Genomic DNA, 23979 nt, shown 5'->3' with positions numbered 1-23979 from the left:
GGCCATGACAGCGCGCGCCCTCGTCCTCTTCTCCGGCGGCCAGGATTCCACTACCGCACTTGCCTGGGCGCTGGAGCGCTTCAGCGCGACCGAGACCGTCGGCTTCGACTACGGCCAGCGTCATCGCGTCGAGTTGGACTGCCGCGAAACGATCCTGGCGAAGCTGCCCGCCCTGTCGCCGACCTATGCCGACCGGCTCGGGCCGGATCATCTCCTCGACCTCAAGACGTTAGGGGCAATCTCCGACACCGCGCTGACCAGCGAGAGCGAGATCGCCTTCGCGCAGACCGGCCTGCCGACCACCTTCGTTCCCGGCCGCAACCTGATCTTCCTGACCTTCGCTGCGGCGCTGGCCTATCGCCGCGATTGCAAGCACATCGTGCTCGGCGTCTGCGAGACTGATTATTCCGGTTATCCCGACTGCCGCGACGACACGATCAAGGCGATGCAGGTCGCGCTCGGCCTCGGGCTCGACCGCAGGTTCGTGCTGCACACGCCGCTGATGTGGCGCGACAAGGCGCAGACCTTCGCCCTAGCCAGGGCGCTCGGCGGCGGGGCTCTCCTCGATCTGGTGGTCGAGGAAAGCCATAGCTGCTATCTCGGCGACCGCAGCAAACGTCATCCTTGGGGCTATGGCTGCGGCCACTGCCCGGCATGCGACTTGCGAGCCAGGGGCTTTGCGGCCTATGAGGCCTCGCCGAACGATAGCGGACCGAACCATGATGATTGACCGGCAACGCCGTATCGAGGGCCTGATCGCGCTCGCCCTCTTCACTCTGACGATCCCGATCGCCAATTGGCTGATCGGCAATGTTGGCACGGTCTGCGTGCCGAACGGCCCCTGCCTTGTCCCGGTCGCACCGGGGATCAAGGCGCCCAGCGGCGTGCTGATGATCGGCCTTGCCCTCGTCCTGCGCGACATCGTCCAGCGGCGGCTCGGGCCTGCAGCGGCGCTCGGAGCCATCGCCGTCGGCGCGCTGATCTCGGGGCTGCTGGCGCCGCCCGCGATCGTCGTCGCTTCGGTTGCGGCCTTCCTCCTGTCCGAGCTGACCGACTTCGCGGTCTACACCCCACTGCAGAAGCGCAATTTCGTCGCCGCCGTGGCCGCCTCCAGTGTCATCGGCCTTGTCGTCGACAGCCTGGTCTTCCTCTGGCTCGCCTTCGGCAGCCTCGACTTCCTGAGCGGACAGATCATCGGCAAGGCCTGGATGGTGCTGCTGGCCGTGCCGCTGATGCATCTTTTGCGCCGGCGCGACGAGCGGATCGGGCTCTCTCCCGCCTGAGCCGGGAGCACGTTCGTTTTTAAGCAGTTTCTATCAGCTTGCTCGCCTGAAGATCCGAAAGCCAACAATTCGACCTAAGCGGGAAACGGCGATTTCATGCCCCGGCGGCATGATGTTACTCCCGTCCTGCCGAGTGTCCCGATGCGTCGTCACGATTCCGTCGAGCGTCTGCAATCCCTGCAAAACGCCATCCTGGAATCGATCGCGCGCGGCGAAGAGCTGGCCGTCGTGATGGTCGACCTATGCAAGCGCGTCGAAGCTCTGGCGCCCGGCGTGGTCTGCTCGGTCGTCACCGTCGATGATGATTTCAGGCTCCGCGCCCTCGCCGCCCCGAGCCTGCCGCCCGCCTATGGCGAAGCGGTCGACGGCACGCCGATCGGCCCGCGCGTCGGCTCCTGCGGCACGGCGATCTATCGCAAAAGCCCGGTCGAAGTGACCGATATCGCCACCGATCCACACTGGGAAGGCTATCGCGAGCTCGTGCTTCCGCTCGGCCTCAACGCCTGCTGGTCGAGCCCGATCGCGGCGCGCGACGGGCGCGTGGTCGGCAGCTTCGCCTTCTATTATCGCGAACCGCGCGGCGCCACGCCGTTCGAGCGCCGGATCGTAGCGACCTGCGTGCATCTCTGCGCCATCGCGATCGAGCATGCGGAGGTGAGCGCCCGCAATCATCGCCTCGCCTATTTCGACACGCTGACCGGCCTGCCGAACCGGGCTCGCTTCAACGAGGCGATCGCCGAGACGACGAGCGGATCCCGGTCTGGTTTCGGTTTGATGCTGATCGACATCGACCACCTCAAGGCGGTCAACGACACCATGGGCCACGCCGTCGGCGATCTGCTGATCGAAGCCATCGGCTCGCGGCTCGCCGCGGTCGCGCCGGAAGGCACGGCGTTCAGGATCGGCGGCGACGAATTCGCCGTCCTTCTGCCAGATTGCGACAAGGCCGGGCAGTTGCGCAGCGTCGCCAGCGCGATTCTCGCCGCGATGGACACGCCGATCGACTGCGAGGGAACCACCATCGTCCCGAGCGTCACCATCGGCGGCGCCATCGCCGGAGAGGACGGCGCCGACAGCGTCACCCTGCGTCAGAACGCCGATTTCGCGCTCTACCACGCCAAGGAAACGCGGCGCGGCGGTTATGTCCGCTTCAAGGGTGGCTTGCGGACCTCGATGACCCGCCGCATTCAGACGGTTCGGACGGTCGACGATGCTTTGAGCGCCGGCCATCTGGTACCCTACTATCAACCGGTCGTCCGGCTCGACAATGGCGAGATCCGGGGCATGGAGGCCCTGGCCCGCTTGCGCCTGGACGACGGGCGCGTCGTGGCGGCCGGCGAGTTCCAGGACGCCTTGCACGATCCCAAGCTCGCCCATCGCATTTCCGCCCAGATGCTGGCCGCTATTGCGGCCGACATGGCGCAATGGCAGCGCGAAGGCCTGCCGATACACCATATCGGTCTCAATGTGACCTCGGCTGATTTCCAGAAGGGCGACCTGGTCCAGCGCATCGTCAGGGCCTTCGAGCGTGCGCAGGTGCCCGTCGAACACCTCGTGGTCGAGATCACCGAGCAGGTGATTATGGGCGGACGTCGCGACGGCGTCGCACGAACTATGCAAGCCCTGCGCGAGCGCGGCATCCAGGTCGCGCTCGACGATTTCGGCACTGGCTTTGCCTCGCTCACCCATTTGCTCGACTTCCCGGTCGATGCGATCAAAATCGACAGATCCTTCGTTGGCGGCATCGAAGGCGGGACCAGGAGCGGCGCGATCGTCGAGGCGCTGATCAGCATCGCCAGCCGGCTCGGCATGCGGATCGTGGCCGAAGGGATCGAGAGCGAAGGACAGGCGCGGCGCCTCGTCGGGATGGGCTGCAGGCTCGGCCAAGGTTATCTCTACGCCCGGCCGATGCCGGCTGAGGCGGTCGCTGCCTTCGTTGGCAGCTTCCGCAGGTCCGCCGCAGGCTCATTGCCGCGTCCGGCCGCCACCGCCGCCTGAAATCCGGCTGCGGACTTGAGATTGCCTGCGGTTTCGCCTATGAGCGTGCCTGCGCTCCACTGACACCCTTGGAGGCAGGGGCGCAAACCGCAATGGCCGCCGTAGGCGGCCATGTCTTTTAAGAAGCAAGGACCATACACATGACCGCCGTGAAGCAGATCCAGGCTTCGGCGCGCGCCCAGGTCGGCAAGGGGGCCGCCCGGGCAGTTCGTCGCCAGGGCCTCACTCCCGCCGTGATCTACGGTGCGGGCGAAGCGCCCGTCGCCATCGCGCTCGATGCCAACAAGACCCGCCAGATGATCTATGCTGGTCACTTCCTGACCACGCTGTTCGAGATCGACGTCGACGGGAAGAAGACGCGTGCCATTCCGCGCGACTACCAGCTCGATCCGGTCAAGGACTTTCCGATCCACGTCGACTTCCTGCGCGTCGCTGCCGGCCAGACCATCAAGGTCGAGGTTCCGTTGCACGTCGTCGGCCAGGAGGAGTCGCCTGGCCTGAAGAACGGCGGCGCCCTGCAGATCGTCGAGCACTCGCTCGAAATCGAAGTCGCCCCCGAGCGCATCCCGGAGTTCATCGAAGTGTCCGTCGCGGGTCTCGAAGTCGGTGACACGCTGCATGGCGACGCTCTCAAGCTTCCGGCCGGCGTTACCCTGACCGCGACGAGGGAGCTGACCCTGGTCACGATCATCCCGCCGACGGTCGAGGAGGAAGCGCCCGCCGCCGAAGAGGCCGAAGCCGAAGCGGCCAAGGCCTGAGCTTACGTTCCTGCCGGAACGAAACGCTTGAAGACGGCCGGGCATGCCCGGCCGTTTTTGCATTGATCGCAGGCACATGGACCTTGGAACGATGCTGATCTTCGCCGGCCTCGGCAATCCCGGCCAACGCTATGCCCGCAACCGCCACAATATCGGCTTCATGGCGGTCGCAGCGATCGCCCGCGCCGTCCGTGCCGCGCCTTGGCGCGCCCGCTTCCAAGGGCAGGCCTGCGAGGCTGTCATAGGCGGCGAAAAGGCCCTTCTCCTGATGCCGCAAACCTACATGAACGAGTCCGGCCGCGCGATCGGCGAGGCCGCGCGCTTCTTCAAGGTCGCGCCCGCCGACGTCATCGTGTTCCATGACGAGCTCGACCTGGCCCCTGCCAAGCTGCGGGTGAAGCTCGGTGGCGGCAATGCCGGCCATAACGGGCTGCGGTCGACCACCGCCGCGATCGGCAACGACTATTGCCGGGTGCGGATGGGCATCGGCCATCCCGGCGACAAGGCGCTGGTTCACGCCTATGTCCTCAACGATTTCGGCAAGGCCGAGGAGCCCTGGGTCGAGGATCTCTGCACGGCCTGCGCCGACAATGCCGCAATGCTCGCCGCCCATGACGATGCCGGCTTCCAGAACAAGGTCCACCTCTTCATGGAGGCGCGCGGCCATGGCGCGGTGAAGCGCCTCGGCGAGAAGGCAACCGATTGACACGAAAACACGGGAACACGATATCTGTGCCCGAGGTGTGCAATGAAGAACGTGACCATCACTTTGCCCGAGCAGACGCTCGCGAAGCTGCGGATCGAGGCTGCCAAGGCCGGCAAGAGCGTGTCCAAGTTCATGGCAGATCTGGCCGAGGAGCGGATCGGCTCGCGTACCGCCGATCCCGGCCAAGCCATGCGGCAGTTTTTGTCCGGGCCGCTCTACGATCTGACTGACGAGAATGGCAAGGCGCCGAGTCGAGAGCAGATTTATGACCGCTCGCGTGTTCGTTGATACCAATGTCCTCATCTATGCGCGAGACCAGAGGGAGCATGACAAGCGCGAGCAGGCACGGCAGTGGCTCGAAATCCTGGCAGACCGCCGGCAGCTTCTTACCAACCTCCAGGTCCTGAACGAATTCACGCGATGGCTGCTGTTGAACGAGCGATCGCGCGCGCTCGAAGCCCTACGCAATGAGGTTGGATTGCTGGCATCCTATGGCGCCGCCCCGCTCAGCGCCGCCGAGATGGACAACGCCTGGGATGTGCGCGAGGCGCTCGGCTACCAGTGGTTCGACTGCCTTCTCATCGCTTCGGCGGCGAATGCCGGCTGCAGCCATTTCCTTTCGGAAGACATGAGCCACGGTGAGCGCTATGGCTCCCTCACGATCATCAACCCCTTCAAGGTCGATCCCGTTTCCTTCCTGAGCAAGAACTGAGCACCATGGGCTTCAAATGCGGTATCGTCGGCCTGCCGAATGTCGGCAAGTCGACCCTCTTCAACGCGCTGACGCAGACGGCGGCGGCGCAGGCAGCAAACTATCCGTTCTGCACGATCGAGCCGAATGTCGGCGATGTCGCCGTGCCCGATGAGCGGCTGGAAAAGCTCGCTGCGATCGCCGGCTCGAAGGAGATCATCCCGACCCGGCTGACCTTCGTCGACATCGCCGGCCTGGTGCGCGGCGCCTCCAAGGGAGAGGGCCTCGGCAACCAGTTCCTCGCCAACATCCGCGAATGCGACGCCATCGCCCATGTCGTGCGCTGCTTCGAGGACAGCGACATCACCCATGTCGAGGGCAAGATCGCTCCGATCGCCGACATCGAGACGATCGAGACCGAGCTGATGCTTGCCGATCTCGAAAGCCTCGAAAAGCGCATCCTGCCGCTGGAGAAGAAGGCCAAGTCCGGCGACAAGGAAGCCAAGGAAGCGGCCGACCTGATGAACCGCTGCCTCGTGCTGCTGCGCGAGGGCAAGCCGGCCCGCCTCGTCCAGGTCGCGCCCGAGGAGCGCCGCGCCTTCGAGATGCTCGGCCTGCTCTCCTCCAAGCCCGTGCTCTATGTCTGCAATGTCGAGGAAGCCAGCGCCGACAAGGGCAATAGCTTCTCCGCGCAGGTCAAGGCCCGCGCCGCCGAGGAAGGCGCGGTCGCGGTCGTCGTCTCGGCCAAGATCGAGAGCGAGATCGCAGTTCTGCCGGCCGCCGACCAGAAGGACTATCTCGAAGCCGTCGGCCTCGACGAGCCCGGCCTCAACCGGGTGATCCGCGCCGGCTACGCGCTGCTCAACCTCGTCACCTATTTCACCGTCGGCCCCAAGGAAGCCCGCGCCTGGACGATCGAGAAGGGCACCAAGGGGCCGCAGGCCGCCGGCGTGATCCATACCGATTTCGAGAAGGGCTATATCCGCGCCGAGACCATCGCCTATGACGACTACGTCGCCAACAAGGGCGAGGCGGGCGCGCGTGAGGCCGGCAAGTTCCGGCTCGAAGGCAAGGAATACATCGTCGCCGACGGCGACGTGCTGCACTTCCGCTTCGCCAACTGAGCTTGCATCGCCGGAGCGCAATCCGCTCCGGCGCCATGTCTGCTGAGCATTCGGAGTTTGCGCGTTTTCGGCTCGATCACGCGTGGCCGCGCGAGCAGAATGCGGGCCAGATCAGTGAGATGGGCTACCGATGCGCTATTTCGAGGACTTCGTCGCCGGCGCCGTGAACGAATACGGCGCGCTTCCCGTCTCGCAGGACGATATCCTCGCCTTCGCCCGGCGTTTCGACGCGCAGGACTTCCACATCGACCCGGAGAAGGCGAAGTCGAGCTTCGTCGGCTCTCTGATCGGCTCCGGCTGGCACAGCTGCGCCCTGCTGATGCGATTGGTGGCGGAGGGCTTCCTCCTCGACGCGACCTCGATGGGCTCGCCCGGCATCGAGGAGGTCAAATGGCTGCGGCCGGTGAAGCCCGGCGATGTGCTGACGCTGCGCTGGACCGCCGTCGAGACCAAGGAATCGCGTTCACGCCCGGAGATGGGGCTGGTGAAGTTCCGGCTCGAGCTGATCAACCAGCGCGGCGAGCCGGTGGTCGAGCAGAACAACTGGATCATGTTCGGCCGCCGCGGCTCCGGTTTCGAGACGCCACGCGGCGACTGGCTCAGGCATTCGGTGAGCTACGAGCCGCCGCAGGCGATCGTCCGCGTCGAGCCGCCTAGCAGGCCGACGGCCCCTCCCGGCTTCTTCGACGAGCTCGTCATCGGCGAGAACTACGAGCTCGGCAGCCTCCTCTTCACGCCGGAGGAGATCGTCGCCTTCGCCCGCTCCTTCGATCCGCAGCCCTTTCACATGGACGAGGAAGCGGCGCGCCGGAGCTCTTTCGGCGCGCTATGCGCCTCTGGCTGGCATACGGCGGCAGGCTGGATGGCGTCGATGGTCAGCCATCGCCGCCGGCAGGAGGCCATGCTCGCCCCAAGCGTGGCCCCAAGGCTCGGCCCCTCGCCCGGCTTCAACAACCTGCGCTGGCTGAAGCCGGTCTATGCCGGCGACCGCATCACCTATCACTCGACCGTCGCCGACAAGCGCGCGAGCCTGTCGCGGCCGGAATGGGGCCTGTTCTTCCACCACAACACCGGCGTAAATCAGAACGGCGAGACGGTGTTCAGCTTCGACGGTTGCGTCTTCATCGAGCGCAAGCCGGGCTGAGTTCGGCACCGGTCAGCTGGCGATCAGTCGCGGAGCTGCCGACGGGATCGCCAGCTCGATGCGATCGCGGCCATTGCGCTTGGCGGCATAGAGCGCCTCGTCGGCGCGGGCCTGGAGGCTCTTGCCGTCCAGCGGCCCCTCGCCCGCGCACAGGCCGATCGAGACGGTCACACCCGCCAGCTCGTCATGGAGCAGCCGCCACGGTGCGCGCCGCAAGGCGCGGCGGATCGCTGTCGCGACGTCCTGCGCCGCCTCGATCGACGTGTTGCCGAGCAGGACGCCGAACTCCTCGCCGCCGATCCGGGCGACCAAAGCCGATGTCGGCGGCACCTGAGCCGAGATGACCTCGGCAATGGCCTTGAGACAGGCATCGCCGACAAGATGGCCGAAACGGTCGTTGATTGTCTTGAAGTGATCGGCGTCGATCATCATCAGCGACAGCGGCTCCGACCGCGCGGCGGCTTCGGCGAGGCGCGCCACGAAGCGGCGATGATTGGCAAGGCCGGTCAGCCCATCGGTCTCGGCGAGTTCCGCCAGCGCGGCATTGGCCCGGCGCAGGGCTTCCTGCGCCTCCAGCAGCTCCATCTGCTGGCGCTTGGCGACGGTGATGTCGGCATGGGTGAAGAAGCTGACGCCACCCTTGCCATGCCGCGCGATCAGCCGGAGCCAACGCTGGCCCGGCAATTCGATCTCGAAAGGCACGCCGTCATAGCACAAACCGTTGCTGATCGCGGCGCGCCAGGCTCCGACCGGCGAAGCGCCGCGCCAGCACCAGGCGATGATGTCGTCCAGGGTGCGTCCCACCACCGGAGCGCCGCGCGGCAGATCATAGAGCCGCCGGAAGGCGTCGTTCGCCGCGATGACCCGTTCCTTGGCATCGAGAATGGTGGCGCCGTCCGGGATGAAGCGGAGCGCATCCATCACCGGCAGCACCAGCTCGGGTGCCGTCTCGGCGCTGGTCTCGACATCGAGCGGCTGCCACAGCCGAACACGCCCGCCATCCGGAGCCCGCAGCGAAGAGGCGCGCAGCTTGCGGCCATTGTGGATGAATTCGAAGGGCTGCGTCTGGTTCTCGTGGCGCGTCACGCCTTCGGCGACGTGCCGCGCGATGTCCGGCATTTCCTCGGGCGAGAGTCGAAGGCGATAGAAGCGCAGGAGATTGTCGGCATAGGGCTCGCCGACATAGATCTCGCCGTCATCCTCGGGAAATATCTGCAGGAAGGTCTGGTTCCAGCAGAGGGCTCGCATCTCTCCATCGTATTCGCAAACGCCGATACCGAGGGCGTCAAGCGAGTCGAGCAGATAGCGCGAGAGCTTCATCCCGCCGTCATTAGACGAGAGCCGTTAACAACGGGTGAGATGAGCGCCTAAGATCAGCCGACTTTCCCGTATCCCGCGAACTTTGCCGAGACGCGCGCCATTTCCGCGGCATCGAGAATGACCGGCTCGAGCCCGCTGGCCAGCAGATCGAGATACTGCCCGGCGAGGTTCTCGACCTCGGCGACAATGGTGTGCGCGCCAGCCAGCGTAGCGCCGAGGGCGATCACGCCATGATTGGCGAGCAGCACCGCCTTGCGGCCCTCCAGCGCCCTGACGGCGTTCGCCGCCAGCTCCGGCGAACCGAAGGTGGCATAATCGGCGCAGCGGACATCGGCGCCGCCGCAGAGCGCGATCATGTAGTGGAAAGCCGGGATGCCGCGCCGCGCACAAGATAGCGCCGTAGCGCGCGGCGAATGCGTATGGACGATCGCATGCGCATCCGGGCGCGCTTTGTAGATCTCGGTGTGGAACGGCCATTCGGACGAGGGCTTGCGGCTGCCGCCCAGAACCTTTCCGTCGAGGGCGAGATAGATCAGGTCCTCCGGCTTCGTCTGCGCGTAAGGCAGGCCCGAGGGCGTGATCAGCAGCCCGTCGCGAAAGCGGGCGGAGACATTGCCCGATTTCGAGGGGCAGAAACCGGCCTCGTCGATCGCCTGGGCAACCGCGACGATCTCCTCGCGCAGGGTATGCTCACTCATGCCGCCACACCGCTCGTCATCTCGGGAAAGAGCCTTGCCAGCCCCTCGGCGCTCGCCGGCGCGATGCCGCGCTCGGTGATCAGGCCGGTGACGAGCCGCGCCGGCGTCACGTCGAAGGCCGGGTTGCAGGCCGGGCTGCCGGGCGCCGCGACCTGGAAGAAGCCGGTGCTGCCATCCTCGCCCTGGCCGAAGAGATGCGTGACCTCACGCCCCGCCCGTTCCTCGATCGGGATCTCCTTCAGCCCGTCGGCAAGCCTCCAGTCGATCGTCGGCGAGGGCAGCGCCACATAGAACGGCACGCCGTTGTCCTTGGCCGCCAGCGCCTTGAGATAGGTGCCGATCTTGTTGGCGACGTCGCCGGTCGCGGTCGTCCGGTCGGTGCCGACGATGACCATGTCGACCTGGCCATGCTGCATCAGATGCCCGCCGGCATTGTCGACGATCACGGCATGCGGCACGCCATGGCTGCCGAGCTCATAGGCGCTCAAGGCCGCGCCCTGGTTGCGCGGCCGCGTCTCGTCGACCCAGACATGGACCGGGATGCCGGCATCATGCGCCAGATAGATGGGCGCCAGCGCCGTGCCCCAGTCGACGGTGGCGAGCCAGCCGGCATTGCAATGGGTCAAGATGTTCACCGGCTCGCCCGCCGGCTTCTTCTCGGCGATCTCGCGGATCACGCCGAGCCCGTGCTCGCCGATGGCGCGGCAGAGCGCGACATCCTCGTCGCAGATCGCGCCCGCTTCGGCATAGGCTGCGCCGACGCGCTCCGCTTCCGGCAGGCCGATCAGACGCTCGCGCATCCGCGCCAGTGCCCAATGCAGGTTGACCGCCGTCGGCCGGGTCGCGCCGAGCAAAGCGAGCGCCTGCTCCAGCGCGGCATCGGAGGCATCGACCCGCAGCGCCAGCGCGACGCCATAGGCGGCGGTCGCGCCGATCAGCGGGGCCCCGCGCACCGTCATATGACGGATCGCATGGGCCGCCGCCTCGGCGGTCGCGAGCCTCACCGTCTCGAAATGGAAGGGCAATCGCGTCTGGTCGATGACGATGACGCCCCAGCCGTCATCGTCGAGCCAGATCGTGCGGTAATGCCGCCCGTGGATCTTCATCGCTTCAATGCCCCGCGAAGGAAACCAGCGTGCGCACCGGCACGCCGAGTCGCCTGACCCTATCGGCGCCGCCGAGGTCCGGCAGGTCGATGATGAAGCAGGCGGCGACGACCTCGGCCCCGAGCGAGGAGAGCAGCTTCACCGCCGCCTCGGCCGTGCCGCCGGTGGCGACGAGGTCGTCGACCAAGAGCACGCGCTCGCCGCGCGAGACGGCATCCTTGTGCACCTCGATCTCGTCGGAGCCGTATTCGAGCGAATAGGGCATGCCGACCGTCTCATGCGGCAGCTTGCCCTTCTTGCGCACCGGCACGAAGCCGGCGGAGAGCTGATGCGCCACCGCGCCGCCGAGAATGAAGCCGCGCGCCTCGATACCGGCGATCTTGGCGATCTTCAGCCCGGCGAAGGGCTGCACCAGCTCATCCACGGCGCGCCGAAAGGCACGGGCATCGCCGAGCAATGTAGTGATGTCGCGGAACTGGATCCCCGGCGCCGGATAATCGGGGATCGTCCGGATCGCATTCTTCAGGTCGGCGAGGGCGCTGCGGTCCATGCATTCGTCCATCGGCTGGGGCGCCTTCTCTTAACCCAAGGCGCGGCCGGCGGAAACGGCGCTGCGAACCGGGCAGCGCCGCCTGCTCCGCAGGTCAGTCGCGCCAATAGCGACGCGGGGCGCGCCATTGCCGCTCGTCGCGATAGCTTCGGCGCTCATAGACGCGCCGGCGGCCGCGATCATCGTCGCGGATGATGGTGTCGACCCGAGTGTGAACGCCATTGGATGAATTCGAGCTCGAGTTCGACGAGGTGTTGCCGGCGACAGCCGGGCCGGCGGCGCAGAGGGCGATGAAGGCCAGGGTGAACGGTCGCATCGGGCAGCTCCGTGGTAGCATCGAGGGAGCCGACATGCTCCCCTTAGCCTGAACGTCGGCTGACCGCATTCATTCCGTCGCGATCATCGGCCGTTCAGCACTCGCCCTGCCACCGCGTCGAGCTTGGCGAGGAGCGCGCGGTCGCGGTGCTCCGGCGCGGTGACGATGGCGAAGTCGAGGGCATTGTGCGATCCGGCTGGGCAGGGCTCGCGCTCGCGCGGAAAATCGGCGGCGAGCCGCGCCACCAGCCGGCGGGCCTTGTCGGCATTGGCGTGCAGCACAGCAATGACGGCGGCGACGTCGACCGCGCCGTGCTCCTCGTGCCAGCAATCATAGTCGGTCACCATGGCGACGGTGGCGTAGGTGATCTCGGCCTCGCGCGCGAGCTTGGCCTCCGGCATCGCCGTCATGCCGATCAGATCGTAGCCGAGGCCCTTATAGGTCAGCGATTCCGCCAGCGTGGAGAATTGCGGGCCTTCCATGGTGACGAGCGTGCCGCCCCTGACGAAGGCCAGATCCTCGGCGGTGGCCGCAGCCGCGATCCGCTCCTGCAGCGCCGGGCCGACCGGATGTGCCACCGACACATGCGCGACGCAGCCCTTGCCGAAGAAGGAGCTGGCGCGGCCGGTGGTGCGGTCGACGAACTGGTCGACCAGGACGAACAGGCCGGGATAGAGCTCGGCCTTGTAGGAGCCGCAGGCCGAGAGCGAGACGAGGTCGGTGACCCCTGCCCGCTTCAGCACGTCGATATTGGCGCGGTAGTTGATCTCAGAGGGGGGAATCGCATGGCCGCGGCCATGGCGCGGCAGGAAGACGATCTTCGTCTGCCCGATCCGCCCGATCCGGAGCACGTCCGACGGCTCGCCCCAGGGGCTCTCGATCCGCTCCTCGCGCAGCTCGGTCAGGCCCGGCAAATCGTAGATGCCGGAGCCGCCGATGATGCCCAGAACCGCTTCAGCCATGCCCTAGTCTCCGATCATTGCCCGGATAAGGATCGAGATTCGTGACAGCCGTAACACGACGGCGCCCCTCGCCGGAAAGCTGGCCGTCATGGCGAGCGTAGCGAAGCAATCCGGGGGTGGCAGTGTTCTATGCTCCCCGGATTGCTTGGTCGCTGACGCTCCTCGCAATGACGGGAAAACCCTCGCCCGCAAACGAAAAAGGCCCCGTTTCCGGGGCCCTCATCAATTCTGTCTCACTCAGTGCGTCGAGGCATGCTCGGGCAGGCGGGCCCAGATCTTCTTCTTGGTGAAGTAGAGCAGGCCGGCGAAGAGCGCCAGGAAAATCATCACCTGGAAGCCCAGGCGCTTGCGCGCCTCGAGATGTGGCTCCGCCATCCACATCATGAAGGCGGCGACGTCCTTCGAATACTGCTCGACAGTCTCCGGGACCGGCGACTTGCCGTCCGGCCCCTTCGGATACTCGACCTGGCCGTCGTTCAACGGCTTCGGCATCGCGATCAGGTGGCCGGGCATATAGGTGTTGTAGTTCTGCCCAGGCAGCAGCGGCGGGAAGTCCTTCGGCGGATCGCCGTAGCCGGTCAGGAGCGCGACGATGTAGTCCGGCCCCTGCTCCTGGTACTGGGTGAAGATGTCGAAGATGAAGGTCGGGAAACCGCGCGTATAGGTGCGCGCCTTGGCCAGCATGTCGATCGGCGGCGGATAGGCGCCGCCATTGGCGGCGCGCGCCGCCTGCTCGTTCGGGAAAGGCGCCGGGAAGGCGTCGGCCGGACGACCGGGACGCTCGAACATCTCGCCGGCCTCGTTCGGGCCGTCCTTGATGTTCGTATAACTCGCGGCCAGCGCCGCAACCTGCGAGGTCGTGAAGCCCGGGCCACCCGGCTGCGACAGGTTGCGGAACCGGATCAGGCTCATCGCATGGCAGCTGGCGCAGACTTCCTTGGCGACCTTGAAGCCGCGCTGCAGCTGGGCCTGGTCGAACTTGCCGAACGGGCCGGAGAACGACCAGCTCTGCGCCGGCGGCTTCGGGCCAGCCTCGGCAGCGAGGACCGGCGAGGCGGCAGCGAAGACAAGGCCAGTGGCGAGGCCGACGAGCGACAGGCGGAGGGACATCTTTCTCATGGTCTCGTTCAGCCCTTGGCCTGCGGTTCCGAAGCGGTGGCGTGGGCAAGGCGTGCGCCCGAGCCGCCGAGCACCGAATCGGCGATAGAGGTCGGCAGCTGGGCCGGCCGTTCGAAGATGCCGATCAGCGCCAGCGCGACGAAGTAGCCGAAATACATGACCGTCAGGATGCGCGAGAGCGTGACATAGGGCTCGTCGGCCGGCATGGCGCCGAGATAGCCAAGGCCGATGCAGACCAGCACGAACATCCAGAAGAACTGGCGCGCAATCGGCCGGTAGGTCATCGACTTGACCTTGGAGGTGTCGATCCAGGGCAGGAAGGCGAGGATCACGATCGCGCCGCCCATGGCGATGACGCCGCCGAGCTTGTCGGGGATGGCGCGCAGGATCGCGTAGAACGGCAGGAAGTACCATTCCGGCACGATGTGGGCGGGGGTCGAAGCCGGGTTGGCCGGGATGTAGTTGTCGGCATGGCCCATGAAGTTCGGCTGGTAGAAGACGAACCAGGCGAAGACCAGCATGAAGCAGACCATGCCGAACAGGTCCTTGATCGTCGCATAGGGCGTGAAAGGAACGGTGTCCTTCTTCACGTCCTTCACCTCGACGCCGGTCGGGTTGTTCTGGCCGACATGGTGCAGCGCCCAGATGTGCAGGACGACGACGCCGGCGATCATGAAGGGCAGCAGGAAATGCAGCGAGAAGAAGCGGTTCAGCGTCGGATTGTCGACCGAGTAGCCGCCCCACAGGAAGGTGACGATCGTCTCGCCGATCACCGGCAGCGCCGAGAACAGGTTGGTGATCACGGTCGCGCCCCAGAAGGACATCTGACCCCAGGGCAGGACGTAGCCCATGAACGCCGTGGCCATCATCAAGAGGAAGATGATGACGCCGAGGATCCACAGCACCTCGCGCGGCGCCTTGTACGAGCCGTAATAGAGGCCGCGGAAGATGTGGATGTAGACCGCGACGAAGAACATCGAGGCGCCGTTGGAATGCAGGTAGCGCAGCAGCCAGCCGAAGTTCACGTCGCGCATGATGTGCTCGACGGAGTTGAACGCCATGATCGCGTTCGGCGTGTAGTGCATCGCCAGTATCACGCCGGTGATGATCTGCGACACCAGCATGAACACCAGGATGCCGCCGAAGGTCCAGAAGTAGTTGAGGTTGCGCGGCACCGGATAGGAGACCGCCGAATCGTGCATCAGCCGCACGATCGGCAGGCGCGCATCGAGCCAACGCTCGATCCCCGTCTTCGGCTGGTAGGTGCTGTGACCGCTCATGCTGCTTGCCTCAAGCTCTCTCTATTCCGCTCGATGCCGTCCTCGCCTGCTTGGAGGCTCAGCCGATCTTGATCTTGGTATCCGCGGTGAACGCGTAGGGCGGCACCGGCAGGTTCAGCGGCGCGGGACCCTTGCGGATACGGCCGGAGGAATCGTAGTGCGAGCCATGGCAGGGGCAGAACCAGCCGTCGAACTCGCCCTTCGGCTCGCCGGGCGCGCTGCCGAGCGGCACGCAGCCGAGATGGGTGCAGCTGCCATAGACGACGAGATACCGCTCATGGCCGGGCTTGGTGCGCTGCTGGTCGGTCTGCGGGTCGCGCAGCGTCGCGATGTTGACGGCGAGCGCCTCGTCGATCTCCTTCTTGGTGCGGTTGCGCACGAAGATCAGCTTGCCGCGCCAGAACAGCTTGATCGCCTGGCCTTCCGCGATCGGGGCGAGATCGAGATCGATCGGCGCGCCAGCGGCGACGGTCTGCGCGTCCGGGGCCAGCTGGCTGACCAGCGGCACGACGACTGCGGCGGCGCCGACGGCGCCGAAAGCGCCGGTCGTCAGCATCAGGAAATCGCGGCGGGTGGGTTCGGTGCCAGTCGTATCGGTCGCGTGCGCCACGATCCAGTTCCCTGCTCGGCTGCCGGCCTGGCCGGCTGAAACACATCAAGCGCCTCATGAGAGCGCGAGCGCAGAGCCCCCTTTCGGTGGCGCGTCGCCTGCGCGCTCTTTGGCATGCAGTTTTGACGAAGTCTACTGTTCCCCGTGCCGCAGCCCACTGCGTTGCAGCAAGGCCGCAGTGCGTGCCGCTCAGGCCGGAATCCGGTCGCTGTCGGCGAGCGCCAGGAAGCCGCCCGACTGCCGCGCCCACAGGCGGGCATAGAGCCCGCCGCGCCGCACCAACTCGTCATGGCTGCCCATGTCGACGATCCGGCCCTTGTCCAGCACGATCAGCCGGTCGAGCGCAGCGATGGTGGAGAGGCGGTGCGCGATCGCGATCACGGTTTTTCCTTCCATCAATGTGGAAAGCTGCGCCTGGATCTCGGCCTCCACCTCCGAATCGAGCGCCGAGGTCGCCTCGTCCAGGATCAGGATCGGCGCGTCCTTGAGCAGCACGCGCGCGATCGCGATGCGCTGGCGCTGGCCGCCGGAGAGCTTGACGCCGCGCTCGCCGACTCGCGAGTCGAAGCCCTGGCGCCCGTCCTGGTCGGTGAGGCCGAGGACGAAATCATGCGCCGCAGCGCGCTTGGCCGCAGCGGCGATCTCGTCCTGCGTCGCGCCGATGCGGCCATAGGCGATGTTGTCGCCGATCGAGCGGTGCAACAGCGAATTATCCTGCGTCACCATGCCGATCTGGCTGCGCAGCGATTCCTGCGTCACATGGGCGATGTCCTGGCCGTCGATCAGGATGCGGCCCGCATCGAGCGGGTAAAGCCGCAGCAGCAGGTTGACCAGCGTCGACTTGCCCGCGCCGGACGGGCCAACCAGCCCGATCTTCTCGCCCGGCTTGATCTCCAGGTCGAGGTTCTCGAACAGACCGGCCGGCTTGCCGTAGTTGAAGCGGATGTGCTCGAAGCGCACGCCGCCCTGCGCGACCTTCAGCGGCGCAGCGTCGGGTGCATCCGGCAGGTCGTGCGGCTTGGCGATCGTCTCCATGCTCTCCTGCACCGAGCCGATGTTCTCGAAGATGCCGCGCACCAGATGGATCAGCCAGCTCGACATCTGCACGAGACGTAGCACGAGACCGATCGCGGCAGCGACCGCGCCCGGCGTCATCTCGCCCTGCGCCCACAGATGCAGGCTCAGCCAGGCCGTCGCGACGACGAGCAGGCTGTTCATCGTCTGCAGGATGACGCTGACGCCGGTGATCAGCCGCGACAGATTGAGGAACGAGGCGTTCCAGCGCGTCAACGAGTCGCGCACGGCCGAGCGCTCGGCGTCGGCGCGGGCGAAGAGCTTGACCGTCAGGATGTTTGTGTAGGCGTCGACGATGCGCCCGGTGGTCGTCGAGCGACCGAGCGAGTTCGCTTCGGAGCGCGCCTTGGCCCGCGGCACGAAGTAGACGAGCAGGACGACATAGGCGGCGAGCCAGACGATCACCGGCAGGGCGAGCCAAAGGCTGGTCGAGCCGAAGAAGCCGATCGCGACCGAGGCGAAGATCAGCGCGTACCAGAGGTCGTCGATCACCTCGATGGTCGCGCCGCGGATCGCCTGTCCGGCCTGGATCACCCGGGACGACAGCCGGCCGGCGAAATCGTTCTGGAAATAGGAGAGCGCGTGGCCGAGCGTGTAGACATGGTTGCGCCAGCGGATTTGGTTGGTGATCTGCGGCACCACCACCTGATCGACGATGGCGTGGTTGGCGAAATAGATCAGCGGCCGGACAACGGTGACGAGGATGGCCGCGCCGATCAGCAGCCAGCCATGCTCGCCGAAAACCTGCTCGGGCGAATTCTTGGTCAAAAGGTCCACGAACCAGCCGACCATGAGATACATCGCCGCCTCGATGCCGGAAAAGCCGAGGCCGGTCAGCATGATCAGGGCCATCCAGCCCTTCACGCCCTTGATGTGATGCCACATGAAGCGGAACACGCCGGTCGGCGGCGTCTGCCGCTCGTCGAAGGGCGCGAAGACATCGATGCGGCTTTCAAGGAAACGGAAGAGAGGGGCGAACATGGACGTCGGATCGCCCTCCTCGGGCAGACAGTGAGCACGATGCCGATATGGGGCGCGCGCTGGGTCGCGACCAGAGCCTGAAGGCGCCACTCCGTCATGCCATGACAGCAGAGCGCAGCGTGGTGCAAGCCCACCGTCCTGCAGCGGCGGCGGGCCCTACGACGAAAGACTCTCGACCTAAGTCGCAATCACGCCGGTTTCCCGCTTGCCGGGCCTCCCCGCACCGCAGAGCATGAGGTGGCGCCGCGCAGGAAAACGGCGCTCCGGAGGTCCGCTGATGATCAGATTCCATGCCGCCCTCGCCTTGGCTGGCTCACTCCTCTTGGCGACACACGCCACTGCCCAAACCGCTGGCAAGACGGTGATCGCGACGCCGAACGCGCCAGAGGCGATCGGCCCCTATTCGCAGGCGATCAAGGTCGGGAACATGGTCTTCCTCGCCGGGCAGGTCGCGATCGATCCGAAGACCAAGCAATTCATGAAGGACGCCGGCATCGAGGATCAGACCAGGCAGGTGCTGGAAAACCTCAAAGCCGTGCTCGAAGCTGACGGCCTGACCATGGACCATGTCGTTTCGACCAACGTCTTCCTGAAGGACCTCAACGACTTCGGAAAGATGAACGGGGTCTATGGCAGCTATTTCAAGACCGCCCCGCCGGCGCGCGCCACGGTCGAGGTCGCGCGCCTTCCCCTCGATGCGAAGGTCGAGATCGTCGCGATCGCCGTCCGCCCCTGAGCGTGATGCCTTGACGCCGGCAGGCGCAGCGCGGATGACGCGCCCATGCTGCGCCTTGCCCTCTACCAGCCCGACATCCCGCAGAACGCCGGCACCATGATCCGCCTGGCGGCCTGCCTCGGCATCGCCGTCGACATCGTCGAGCCGGCCTCCTTCGACGTCTCCGACCGCAATTTCCGCCGCTCCGGCATGGATTACATCGAGCGGGCCGCGGTGACGCGCCACGATTCCTTCCGCGCCTTCGAGGCCTGGCGACGCGAGGCCGGCCACCGCCTCGTCCTGGCGGAGACCGACGGCGCCTGCGCCCATACCGACTTCGCGTTCAGACCCGACGACATCGTCATGGTCGGACGCGAGTCGGCCGGCGTGCCGCCAGAGGTCTATGCTGCCGCCGAGGCCAGCGTGCACATTCCGATGCGTCGCGATTTGCGCTCGCTCAATGTCGCCATGGCCGCGGCGATGGTAGTGGGCGAGGCGCTGCGTCAGCTCGGCGCCTACCCCACGCCGGCCGACGCCTGACAAAGAGACCGCACATGACCGCACAAGCCACGCCAAACGCAACCGTCGATCCCGCGGTCGTCGAAGCCCTGAAGCCACGCGCCAGCGCCTGGTTCGAGAGCCTGCGCGACCGCATCTGCGCTGCCTTCGAGCAGGTCGAGGACGAGGCTGCCGGTCCGTTCCCGCCCGAGACCGACAAGCCCGGCCGCTTCGTCCGCACGCCCTGGCAGCGCAGCAACCATGACGGCGCGCCGGGCGGGGGCGGCGTGATGTCGCTGATGTCGGGCCGCGTCTTCGAGAAGGTCGGCGTCCATGTCTCGACCGTGCATGGCAGCTTCGCCCCGGAGTTCGCGGCCCAGATTCCAGGCGCGGCCGAGGACCCGCGCTTTCATGCCACCGGCATCTCGCTGATCGCCCATCCCTGGAACCCGCACGCGCCGACCGTGCACATGAACACCCGCTTCGTCGTCACGACCAAGCCCTGGTTCGGCGGCGGCGCCGACCTCACTCCGGTGCTCGACCGCCGGCGCAGCCAGGACGACCCCGATGCGCAGGCCTTCCATGCCGCGATGCGGGCGCCCTGCGAGGCTCATGCCGGCGTCGCCGACTACGAACGCTTCAAGAGCTGGTGCGACGAGTACTTCCACCTGAAACACCGCAACGAGCCGCGCGGCATCGGCGGCATCTTCTACGACTATCTCTGGACCGGAGACCCGGAAGCCGATCTCGCCTTCACCAGGGCGGTCGGCGAGGCCTTCCTCGACATCTACCCGCGTATCCTGCGTGGCAATCTGGCGGCGCCCTGGAGCGAGGCCGAGCGTCATGAGCAGCAGGTCCGCCGCGGCCGCTATGTCGAGTTCAACCTGCTCTACGACCGCGGCACGATCTTCGGCCTGAAGACCGGCGGCAACGTCGCCTCGATCCTGTCCTCGATGCCGCCAACGGTCCGCTGGCCGTAAGCCACCATCATCATTGCGAGCGCAGCGAAGCAATCCAGGAGCGGCAGAGTTCCACGTCATCCTGGATTGCTTCGTCGCTACGCTCCGCGCAATGACGACACCGCGCTGACCAGCAGTCCAGCCTGCTCATTCTGCCCGGCTGGGCAGCCGGCCTCGATCCAGGCCTCGCGCGCCGCATCGAGCATCTGGCCAACTTGCGGGCCGGCGCTGACGCCGAGCGCCAGCACATCTTTCCCGGTCGGCAAAAAAGGCGGTGTCCGCGCCAACTCGGCGATCAGCGCTTGGAAATCAGCCGACATACCGTCCGTCCCCAGCAGCGCCAGCCCGCCCGCGACCGAATCCATCCCGATGCGATGAGCCAGGCGACGCAAGCTCGCGATCTCCAGCAGCTTCCCTCGCCCCGAAAGCGCCTCCAGCGCCGCGGCGATGCCGGAAACCCGCTCGAACTCGGCATTCGAGAGCCGCAGCCGCTCACGCAGCCTGAGCGCATCCTCGCCGACCGTGACCGCCAGGGCCGCCAGCCGGAAGGCGGGATACACGCCCGCCCCCGGCCCATCGGCGATTGCGGCGAAGCGCGAGAGGCGCGGCACGCCGCCGATCACCGGCATCAGCAGCCCAGCCCCAGCCATGTCCTGCAGCGTCTCGGCCGCACGCGGCGCGGCGAGCAGCTTGCGCAGCTCCGCCCAGACCCGCTCGCGTGACAATCCACCGAGGCCGAGGCGCCCGGCGATACAGGCATCGAGCGCCGCGCGATCCGGCTCGCCGATGCCATAGCGGGCATGGAAGCGGAAAAAGCGCAGGATGCGCAGATAGTCCTCGGCGATCCGCTCGCCGGCCACACCGATGAAGCGCACCCGACGCACAGCAAGATCAGCGAGCCCATCGGCATAGTCGTGCAGTCCGCCGGCAGCATCGAGCCCAAGCGCGTTGATCGTGAAATCGCGGCGCAACGCATCCTCGCGGAAGTCGCGACCGAAGGCGACGACGGCATGGCGGCCATCCGTCTCGACATCGCGCCGCAGCGTCGTGACCTCCAAGGGCACTCCCTCGATCACCACGGTGACGGTGCCGTGCTCCATCCCGGTCGGCACCGCCTTGAAGCCGGCAGCCCGCGCCCGCCGCATCGTCTCCTGCGGCAGGCAGGTCGTGGCGACGTCGATATCAACGACGGGCTCGCCTAGCAGCGCATTGCGCACCGCGCCACCGACGATGCGGGCCTCCTCGCCGTCGCGGTTCAGCGCGGAAAGCAGCGCAGCGACATCGGCGCGCGCCAGCAGTCCGGCAAGGCGTTGCCGCTCAATCCCCGTCATCGCTTCGGCCGGTCATCGAACTCGCCGGGGACCAGTCTGCCGTTCTCGACATGCGGCGGCACGAACGCGCCAGTATGCCGCGGCGCGACGACGCCCGTATAGATGAAGAAGCCGATCCCGAGCAGGAGTCCGGTCACCGACAGCCAGAACAGATGGCGGCTCCAATGCTCGACGTCGAACGGATTGCGCCGCCGGATCACGAGATAGCCCGCGAACAGGCAGAAGGGCAGGACGAAGAGCAGAAACTCCTCGATCAGCGTGCGCAGCATTGGGTAATCTGTCCCGGTCTCTCGTTTCAGCCGGCCAGGCGCTCGTAGAGATTGCGGATCATGCCGGCCGTCGCTCCCCAGATATAGCGATCGCCATGCGGCATCGCATAGTAGGTGCGGTAGCGCCCGCGGAATTCGCGGCCATGGCGCTGATGATTGGCCGGGTCGAGCAGGAAGGCGAGCGGCGTCTCGAAGGCCTCGTCGACCTCGTGCGGGTTGATCGTCAGCGTCAGCGGCGGCTCGACCAGCCCGACCACCGGCGTGACGCGATAGCCGGTGCCGGTGAGATAGGCGTCGAGATAGCCGACCGCCCTGACCTTGCCGGGAGCAAGCCCGACCTCTTCTTCCGCCTCGCGCAGGGCCGCGACCAGCGGCGAGCCATCGGTCGCGTCGATTCGCCCGCCCGGGAATGCGATCTGTGCCGAATGCTTGCGCAGGGCTGCGGCGCGCTGGGTCAGGAGCACGGTCGGCTCGTCCGGATGCAGCACGATCGGGATCAGCACCGCCGCCTCGATCGCGCTCGCCTCGTCAGGAATGTCGATCGGCTCGGACTGGAGATCGTGATCGCCGCGCGGCCGCGCGATCAGGTCGCCATGGGCCGGCGGCTCGGCCCGCAGGGCGCGCAGCAGCAGCGCCTCGATATCGCCGCCGGTCCAGAACGGCGTCTCGGCAAGCTGCTTGGCAGGATGCTGCATCACAACCCCTCGATCTCGCTCGCCGGCGCGACGACATGGAAGGCACCGCCGGCCGCGATGCCGAACTGGGCCTGCCCATCGATCTCGCTGATCTCGCCGAGCGCCAGGAGATCATAGGTCAGCGCCCGCGTGAGCCGGGCCCAAAGCCCGCGCCGGACATGCACATAGGGTTTCACGCCCTCGTTCGCAGCCCTCTCGAAACGCAGGGCGTTGTCCGGCCCGACCGTGACGAGGTCGTCGGTGCGGGTCCGGAAGGCGATGCTGCGCTTGTCGCCCTCGCCCTCCACCGCCATCTCGACCGCTTGGAGCGGCGCATCCTCGACCGTGATCCCGACCTTCTCGACCGGAGTCACGAGAAAGTAATCGTCGCCCTCGCGCTTCAGCACCGAGGAGAACAGCTTGACCAGCGCCGGCCGGCCGATCGGCGTGCCCAAATAGAACCAGGTGCCGTCTGCGGCGATGCGCATGTCGAGATCGCCGCAGAAGGGCGGGTTCCAGCGCTCCACCGCCGGCAGCCCGCGGGCAGGGCCTGTGCCGAGCGCGCCCAGCAGGCGATTCATCGCGCCTGCGGCCTCGGCCGTCACGTCACCTCGCGCTTTCGTCATCGGCATGCCGGTTGCATCGTTCTCTCGCCTTGAACTCTACATAATCGTGAAGCGGACTGTTGTGCACCGCCGCCCTCTGCCTCTTGAGCATGCTCCCTGCGAGGGTCAGAGTTTGGAATCGGACAGCAAGGCCGCGCGACGGCGAGGCTGAAGGAGATCGACATGGTGGCGCAAGCCCGTGATGCCAACGCCCCGATCAACCTCGACACCGGCGTGGTCGAGGCGGCGGAGGCGGCTCTCGCCGCCATCGGCGCCGCCCGCACCGAGATCGGCCAGGTCATCTTCGGCCAGCAGAAGGTCGTCGATCTTTCGCTGATCACGCTGCTCGCCGGCGGCCACGGCCTTCTCGTCGGCGTGCCCGGCCTCGCCAAGACCAAGCTGGTCGAGGCGATGGGCACGGTGCTCGGCCTTTCGGCCCGCCGCGTCCAGTTCACGCCCGATCTGATGCCATCGGACATTCTCGGCTCCGAGGTGCTCGACGAAAGCGAGGGCGGCAAGCGTCATTTCCGCTTCATCAAGGGCCCGGTCTTCGCCCAGCTGCTGATGGCCGACGAGATCAACCGCGCCTCGCCGCGCACCCAGTCGGCGCTGCTGCAGGCGATGCAGGAACACCACGTCACCGTCGCCGGCGAGCGCCACGATTTGCCGGCGCCCTTCCATGTGCTCGCCACCCAGAACCCGATCGAGCAGGAAGGCACCTATCCGCTGCCGGAAGCCCAGCTCGACCGCTTCCTCCTGGAGATCGATGTCGGCTATCCCGACCGCGAGGCCGAGCGCCGCATCCTGCTGGAGACCACCGGCGCCGCCGAGCACAAGCCGGTGCAGGCGATGACGGCCGAGACCCTGATGTCGACGCAGCGCCTGGTCCGCCGCCTGCCGGTCGGCGAGGCGGTGGTCGACGCGATCCTCGACCTCGTCCGCTCGGCCCGGCCTGGCGACGGCGAGAAGGCAATCACCGACAAGCTCGCCTGGGGCCCCGGCCCGCGCGCCAGCCAGGCGCTGACGCTTGCCGCCCGTGCCCGCGCCCTCGTCGAAGGCCGGCTCGCGCCGTCGGTCGACGACGTCGCGGCGCTCGCCGCTCCCGTTCTGAAGCATCGTATCGCATTGACCTTCGCCGCCCGCGCCGATGGCGAGACGGTCGAGGGTGTCGTCGCCAAGCTCGTGGAGCGTCTGGGTTGAGGGCATTC

General features: G+C 66.8%; 27 protein-coding genes. 13 read left to right on the top strand and 14 right to left on the bottom strand.

What is annotated here, in order from left to right; all coding sequences use genetic code 11:
* Positions 1-4 precede the first annotated feature (4 nt).
* From queC to ACFPOB_RS04340, 9 genes are all read left to right on the top strand, one after another.
* The gene (gene queC, locus ACFPOB_RS04380) at positions 5-730 is read left to right on the top strand and encodes a 7-cyano-7-deazaguanine synthase QueC (protein ID WP_377796201.1); all 726 of its coding nucleotides are present in this window, start codon (positions 5-7) and stop codon (positions 728-730) included.
* Positions 720-1283: a VUT family protein gene (locus tag ACFPOB_RS04375; protein ID WP_377796199.1), complete on the top strand. Its 564-nt coding sequence runs from the start codon at positions 720-722 to the stop codon at positions 1281-1283. The genes queC and ACFPOB_RS04375 overlap by 11 nt, the downstream gene beginning before the upstream one ends.
* Before the next feature lie 141 nt (positions 1284-1424).
* Complete coding sequence (locus ACFPOB_RS04370; RefSeq protein WP_377796198.1) at positions 1425-3281, top strand: putative bifunctional diguanylate cyclase/phosphodiesterase; 1857 nt, start codon at positions 1425-1427, stop codon at positions 3279-3281.
* Between the two features lie 140 nt (positions 3282-3421).
* Positions 3422-4039 (top strand): 50S ribosomal protein L25/general stress protein Ctc, encoded by a 618-nt coding sequence (locus tag ACFPOB_RS04365; protein ID WP_377796196.1) that lies wholly within the window; start codon positions 3422-3424, stop codon positions 4037-4039.
* A 91-nt stretch (positions 4040-4130) separates the two neighbouring features.
* Positions 4131-4745, top strand: coding sequence for an aminoacyl-tRNA hydrolase (gene pth / locus ACFPOB_RS04360; RefSeq protein ID WP_377796342.1), 615 nt, complete (start codon positions 4131-4133; stop codon positions 4743-4745).
* Between the two features lie 42 nt (positions 4746-4787).
* Positions 4788-5033, top strand: a complete 246-nt coding sequence (locus ACFPOB_RS04355; protein ID WP_377796195.1) for a ribbon-helix-helix domain-containing protein — start codon at positions 4788-4790, stop codon at positions 5031-5033.
* The gene (locus ACFPOB_RS04350; RefSeq protein WP_377796193.1) at positions 5011-5457 is read left to right on the top strand and encodes a PIN domain-containing protein; all 447 of its coding nucleotides are present in this window, start codon (positions 5011-5013) and stop codon (positions 5455-5457) included. The genes ACFPOB_RS04355 and ACFPOB_RS04350 overlap by 23 nt, the downstream gene beginning before the upstream one ends.
* Before the next feature lie 5 nt (positions 5458-5462).
* Positions 5463-6560, top strand: a complete 1098-nt coding sequence (gene ychF, locus ACFPOB_RS04345; RefSeq protein WP_377796191.1) for a redox-regulated ATPase YchF — start codon at positions 5463-5465, stop codon at positions 6558-6560.
* A 130-nt stretch (positions 6561-6690) separates the two neighbouring features.
* The gene (locus ACFPOB_RS04340; protein ID WP_377796189.1) at positions 6691-7704 is read left to right on the top strand and encodes a MaoC family dehydratase; all 1014 of its coding nucleotides are present in this window, start codon (positions 6691-6693) and stop codon (positions 7702-7704) included.
* 12 nt (positions 7705-7716) lie between these two features.
* On the opposite strand, the gene ACFPOB_RS04335 is transcribed toward ACFPOB_RS04340, so the two are convergent.
* From ACFPOB_RS04335 to ACFPOB_RS04290, 10 genes are all read right to left on the bottom strand, one after another.
* Positions 7717-9024 (bottom strand): GGDEF domain-containing protein, encoded by a 1308-nt coding sequence (locus tag ACFPOB_RS04335; protein ID WP_377796188.1) that lies wholly within the window; start codon positions 9022-9024, stop codon positions 7717-7719.
* Between the two features lie 53 nt (positions 9025-9077).
* Entirely contained in the window at positions 9078-9722 is a 645-nt protein-coding gene (locus ACFPOB_RS04330; protein WP_377796187.1) for a class II aldolase/adducin family protein, read from the bottom strand.
* Entirely contained in the window at positions 9719-10828 is a 1110-nt protein-coding gene (gene mtnA / locus ACFPOB_RS04325; protein WP_377796185.1) for an S-methyl-5-thioribose-1-phosphate isomerase, read from the bottom strand. The genes ACFPOB_RS04330 and mtnA overlap by 4 nt, the downstream gene beginning before the upstream one ends.
* A 4-nt stretch (positions 10829-10832) precedes the next feature.
* Positions 10833-11378, bottom strand: coding sequence for an adenine phosphoribosyltransferase (locus ACFPOB_RS04320; protein ID WP_377796183.1), 546 nt, complete (start codon positions 11376-11378; stop codon positions 10833-10835).
* A 94-nt stretch (positions 11379-11472) separates the two neighbouring features.
* Positions 11473-11694, bottom strand: coding sequence for a hypothetical protein (locus tag ACFPOB_RS04315; RefSeq protein ID WP_377796181.1), 222 nt, complete (start codon positions 11692-11694; stop codon positions 11473-11475).
* Positions 11695-11777: 83 nt separating this feature from the next.
* Complete coding sequence (locus ACFPOB_RS04310) at positions 11778-12656, bottom strand: S-methyl-5'-thioadenosine phosphorylase (RefSeq protein WP_377796179.1); 879 nt, start codon at positions 12654-12656, stop codon at positions 11778-11780.
* A gap of 237 nt (positions 12657-12893) precedes the next feature.
* Entirely contained in the window at positions 12894-13766 is an 873-nt protein-coding gene (locus ACFPOB_RS04305) for a cytochrome c1 (protein WP_377796177.1), read from the bottom strand.
* Positions 13767-13783: 17 nt separating this feature from the next.
* On the bottom strand, positions 13784-15055 hold the full coding sequence (locus ACFPOB_RS04300; protein ID WP_377796176.1) for a cytochrome b: 1272 nt from the start codon (positions 15053-15055) through the stop codon (positions 13784-13786).
* 58 nt (positions 15056-15113) lie between these two features.
* Positions 15114-15665, bottom strand: a complete 552-nt coding sequence (gene petA, locus ACFPOB_RS04295) for a ubiquinol-cytochrome c reductase iron-sulfur subunit (protein WP_377796174.1) — start codon at positions 15663-15665, stop codon at positions 15114-15116.
* Positions 15666-15854: 189 nt separating this feature from the next.
* On the bottom strand, positions 15855-17720 hold the full coding sequence (locus ACFPOB_RS04290) for an ABC transporter ATP-binding protein (protein ID WP_377796173.1): 1866 nt from the start codon (positions 17718-17720) through the stop codon (positions 15855-15857).
* Positions 17721-17997: 277 nt separating this feature from the next.
* Here ACFPOB_RS04290 and ACFPOB_RS04285 point away from each other — a divergent pair, with 277 nt between their 5' ends.
* From ACFPOB_RS04285 to hemF, 3 genes are read left to right on the top strand one after another with little or no spacing between them, the layout of a single operon-like run.
* Positions 17998-18456 (top strand): RidA family protein, encoded by a 459-nt coding sequence (locus tag ACFPOB_RS04285; protein ID WP_377796171.1) that lies wholly within the window; start codon positions 17998-18000, stop codon positions 18454-18456.
* A 45-nt stretch (positions 18457-18501) separates the two neighbouring features.
* A complete protein-coding gene (locus ACFPOB_RS04280) occupies positions 18502-18975 on the top strand; it encodes a tRNA (cytidine(34)-2'-O)-methyltransferase (protein ID WP_377796170.1) in 474 nt (157 codons plus the stop codon).
* A 14-nt stretch (positions 18976-18989) separates the two neighbouring features.
* Entirely contained in the window at positions 18990-19913 is a 924-nt protein-coding gene (gene hemF / locus ACFPOB_RS04275; protein WP_377796168.1) for an oxygen-dependent coproporphyrinogen oxidase, read from the top strand.
* A gap of 77 nt (positions 19914-19990) precedes the next feature.
* On the opposite strand, the gene ACFPOB_RS04270 is transcribed toward hemF, so the two are convergent.
* Genes ACFPOB_RS04270 through ACFPOB_RS04255 form a run of 4 tightly spaced genes read right to left on the bottom strand, consistent with a single transcriptional unit; the run spans position 19991 to position 22798 of the window.
* Complete coding sequence (locus tag ACFPOB_RS04270; protein WP_377796166.1) at positions 19991-21223, bottom strand: CCA tRNA nucleotidyltransferase; 1233 nt, start codon at positions 21221-21223, stop codon at positions 19991-19993.
* Positions 21220-21492: a DUF6111 family protein gene (locus ACFPOB_RS04265; protein ID WP_092156051.1), complete on the bottom strand. Its 273-nt coding sequence runs from the start codon at positions 21490-21492 to the stop codon at positions 21220-21222. The genes ACFPOB_RS04270 and ACFPOB_RS04265 overlap by 4 nt, the downstream gene beginning before the upstream one ends.
* A gap of 26 nt (positions 21493-21518) precedes the next feature.
* Positions 21519-22187, bottom strand: coding sequence for a CoA pyrophosphatase (locus tag ACFPOB_RS04260; protein ID WP_377796164.1), 669 nt, complete (start codon positions 22185-22187; stop codon positions 21519-21521).
* Positions 22187-22798 carry a DUF1285 domain-containing protein gene (locus ACFPOB_RS04255; RefSeq protein WP_377796162.1) on the bottom strand — a complete coding sequence of 204 codons (612 nt, stop codon included), beginning with the start codon at positions 22796-22798 and terminating at the stop codon, positions 22187-22189. The genes ACFPOB_RS04260 and ACFPOB_RS04255 overlap by 1 nt, the downstream gene beginning before the upstream one ends.
* A 156-nt stretch (positions 22799-22954) precedes the next feature.
* Here ACFPOB_RS04255 and ACFPOB_RS04250 point away from each other — a divergent pair, with 156 nt between their 5' ends.
* Positions 22955-23971: an AAA family ATPase gene (locus ACFPOB_RS04250; RefSeq protein WP_377796160.1), complete on the top strand. Its 1017-nt coding sequence runs from the start codon at positions 22955-22957 to the stop codon at positions 23969-23971.
* Positions 23972-23979 lie beyond the last annotated feature (8 nt).

This window comes from Allobosea eneae (assembly GCF_042657265.1).
GTDB classification, from domain to species: domain Bacteria; phylum Pseudomonadota; class Alphaproteobacteria; order Rhizobiales; family Beijerinckiaceae; genus Allobosea; species Allobosea eneae.
This window is presented reverse-complemented; position numbering and strand designations above follow the sequence as displayed.

Coding starts and splice junctions, on each gene's coding strand:
- ACFPOB_RS04355 (WP_377796195.1), top strand. CDS start 4,788: ATGAAGAACGTGACCATCACTTTGCCCGAGCAGACGCTCGCGAAGCTG.
- ACFPOB_RS04350 (WP_377796193.1), top strand. CDS start 5,011: ATGACCGCTCGCGTGTTCGTTGATACCAATGTCCTCATCTATGCGCGA.
- ACFPOB_RS04375 (WP_377796199.1), top strand. CDS start 720: ATGATGATTGACCGGCAACGCCGTATCGAGGGCCTGATCGCGCTCGCC.
- ACFPOB_RS04265 (WP_092156051.1), bottom strand. CDS start 21,492: ATGCTGCGCACGCTGATCGAGGAGTTTCTGCTCTTCGTCCTGCCCTTC.
- ACFPOB_RS04270 (WP_377796166.1), bottom strand. CDS start 21,223: ATGACGGGGATTGAGCGGCAACGCCTTGCCGGACTGCTGGCGCGCGCC.
- mtnA (WP_377796185.1), bottom strand. CDS start 10,828: ATGAAGATCCACGGGCGGCATTACCGCACGATCTGGCTCGACGATGAC.
- ACFPOB_RS04260 (WP_377796164.1), bottom strand. CDS start 22,187: ATGCAGCATCCTGCCAAGCAGCTTGCCGAGACGCCGTTCTGGACCGGC.
- ACFPOB_RS04280 (WP_377796170.1), top strand. CDS start 18,502: ATGCTGCGCCTTGCCCTCTACCAGCCCGACATCCCGCAGAACGCCGGC.
- hemF (WP_377796168.1), top strand. CDS start 18,990: ATGACCGCACAAGCCACGCCAAACGCAACCGTCGATCCCGCGGTCGTC.
- ACFPOB_RS04285 (WP_377796171.1), top strand. CDS start 17,998: ATGATCAGATTCCATGCCGCCCTCGCCTTGGCTGGCTCACTCCTCTTG.
- ACFPOB_RS04310 (WP_377796179.1), bottom strand. CDS start 12,656: ATGGCTGAAGCGGTTCTGGGCATCATCGGCGGCTCCGGCATCTACGAT.
- ACFPOB_RS04290 (WP_377796173.1), bottom strand. CDS start 17,720: ATGTTCGCCCCTCTCTTCCGTTTCCTTGAAAGCCGCATCGATGTCTTC.
- ACFPOB_RS04330 (WP_377796187.1), bottom strand. CDS start 9,722: ATGAGTGAGCATACCCTGCGCGAGGAGATCGTCGCGGTTGCCCAGGCG.
- ACFPOB_RS04315 (WP_377796181.1), bottom strand. CDS start 11,694: ATGCGACCGTTCACCCTGGCCTTCATCGCCCTCTGCGCCGCCGGCCCG.
- ACFPOB_RS04320 (WP_377796183.1), bottom strand. CDS start 11,378: ATGGACCGCAGCGCCCTCGCCGACCTGAAGAATGCGATCCGGACGATC.
- ACFPOB_RS04370 (WP_377796198.1), top strand. CDS start 1,425: ATGCGTCGTCACGATTCCGTCGAGCGTCTGCAATCCCTGCAAAACGCC.
- ACFPOB_RS04305 (WP_377796177.1), bottom strand. CDS start 13,766: ATGTCCCTCCGCCTGTCGCTCGTCGGCCTCGCCACTGGCCTTGTCTTC.
- ACFPOB_RS04255 (WP_377796162.1), bottom strand. CDS start 22,798: ATGCCGATGACGAAAGCGCGAGGTGACGTGACGGCCGAGGCCGCAGGC.
- ACFPOB_RS04250 (WP_377796160.1), top strand. CDS start 22,955: ATGGTGGCGCAAGCCCGTGATGCCAACGCCCCGATCAACCTCGACACC.
- pth (WP_377796342.1), top strand. CDS start 4,131: ATGCTGATCTTCGCCGGCCTCGGCAATCCCGGCCAACGCTATGCCCGC.
- ychF (WP_377796191.1), top strand. CDS start 5,463: ATGGGCTTCAAATGCGGTATCGTCGGCCTGCCGAATGTCGGCAAGTCG.
- ACFPOB_RS04335 (WP_377796188.1), bottom strand. CDS start 9,024: ATGAAGCTCTCGCGCTATCTGCTCGACTCGCTTGACGCCCTCGGTATC.
- ACFPOB_RS04340 (WP_377796189.1), top strand. CDS start 6,691: ATGCGCTATTTCGAGGACTTCGTCGCCGGCGCCGTGAACGAATACGGC.
- queC (WP_377796201.1), top strand. CDS start 5: ATGACAGCGCGCGCCCTCGTCCTCTTCTCCGGCGGCCAGGATTCCACT.
- ACFPOB_RS04365 (WP_377796196.1), top strand. CDS start 3,422: ATGACCGCCGTGAAGCAGATCCAGGCTTCGGCGCGCGCCCAGGTCGGC.
- ACFPOB_RS04300 (WP_377796176.1), bottom strand. CDS start 15,055: ATGAGCGGTCACAGCACCTACCAGCCGAAGACGGGGATCGAGCGTTGG.